1 protein-coding gene is annotated in these 1,664 nt (G+C 69.6%); it reads right to left on the bottom strand.

Annotated elements, in window-relative coordinates:
- Window positions 1–164 precede the first annotated feature (164 nt).
- Window positions 165–1,541 (bottom strand): IS1380 family transposase, encoded by a 1,377-nt coding sequence (locus tag KUM40_RS17340; RefSeq protein ID WP_217166888.1) that lies wholly within the window; start codon window positions 1,539–1,541, stop codon window positions 165–167.
- Window positions 1,542–1,664 lie beyond the last annotated feature (123 nt).

Below are 1,664 nucleotides of genomic sequence, written 5' to 3' on the forward strand. Positions count from 1 at the left end.
TAGCCTCGATCTTGCGTGACGGGTCGCCGACGGAGTCGGTGGCCCGTTTTCGTGCCGTGAGCTGAGGTTGTGCAGGCTGAGGGCCCGAGTGTCGTCTCGGGTGGACGCCGGGTTCCACTGGCCCGGCTGGAGGGTTCTCTCGTAGGGACGGGTGAAACCGCTGGTCAGCCGGGGTTCGGCAGGGCGGTGAGCCGGTTGAGGGCGGCGGTGATGCGGCTTGTCCAGGGCCAGTGCCGGGCCAGGCGGAGGATCCGTCGGCGACCGGTAGTGACGAGCTGTCCGGCCGCGCTGAACAGCCGGAGCCGCAGACGGCGGGGTTCCCAGAGGCGGGCCTGGCCGGTCAGGGCGAGCATCGGCATCCAGGCCAGCAGGTCGAGAGCGATCTGCACGATTTCCAGCCAGACCCTGTTCTGGGCGGTGTGGTGCAGAGGAAGATTCCGCAGGCCGGTGGCCCGGGCGGCCCGGATGCGGTCCTCGGCCCTCGCTCGCAGCCGGTGACGGAGCTCGAGTTCGGCGATCGGCTGGCCGACGGTGTTGGTGGCGAAACAGGTCAGCCGCATGCCGTCCGTATCCGTGAGTCGCAACTGGGCCCCGGGGTGCGGTCGCTCCTTGCGGACGATCAGCCGCATGCCCTTGGGCCAGCCGTGAAGGACGTCGCCGGTGAGTTCGGCGACCCAGGCGCCGTCGCGGATCTCGCCGTCCGCCTCGACGGCCGGCGTCCAGGCCGAGGCGGGAACCTGCAGCACATGCTGGTGGATCGCGTCGGTGATCACCATGCCGACCGAGTAGGACAGCCACCGCCCCCGCCGGGCGAGCCAGGCGACGAAGTCGTGGGTGCCGCCCGCAGAGTCGGTGCGGATCAGGGTCTGACGTCCGCGCCGGTATTTCTTCGGCAGTTGAGCCAGGGCCAGTTGGGCGGTGGTGATGTGGTCGGTGGCGGTGTTCGAGCCCGCGTTCCCGGGCCTGAGCAGGGCTGCCACCGGCTCTCCGGTGCCCCCCGACCCGTGATCGACGAACCCCATCAGCGGGTGGTGGCCGTAGGTCCGCTTCCAGGTCGGGGCCGCGTCCTCCTTGTCGGAGTGCGCGATCACCAGCACTCCGTCGAGATCGACGGTCACCGTCCCGTCGGCATCGGGCGCTTCCCGGTCGGCCAACCGCCATACCTTTCTGCGGACTTCGGCGCGCGCGGAACGGATGGCCTGCAGAGCTCGGTCGCCGGAAGAGGCAAGGGCGTCGATCAGGCGGGAGACTGTCGGGTCGGAGGCGACCGGACCGAACACGGCCGGCTCGGCCCGCAGCATGCCGACATCCGCCAGGCAGTCCCCGCCCAGCGCGACCGCCAGGACCATGTCCAGCAGGATCTTCCCCGGATCATGGACCGCCCGCGGCTTCCGCCACGGCGTCAGCGCCGCGGATATCGCGGTGTCCAAGCCGGCCTTGCGGACGGTCTCGACCAGCAGCACGCCCCCAGCCTGCGAGACCACCGCCCGGCCACCGCCCTCGATGCGGACACGCGGGTACGACCCGATACGCTTCTTCACCTGGAGAGTGCTTCTTTCCATGCAGCTGACAGGACCCTCGACAAGTCCCATCGTTGCAGGTCAGGAGCACTCTCCGCTTATTTGATCAAGCCTCGGACAACTCCACCTCGTGAAAGCGCGAGG

The sequence above is a fragment of the Streptomyces sp. AC512_CC834 genome (genome assembly GCF_019049325.1).
Taxonomy (GTDB): domain Bacteria; phylum Actinomycetota; class Actinomycetes; order Streptomycetales; family Streptomycetaceae; genus Streptomyces.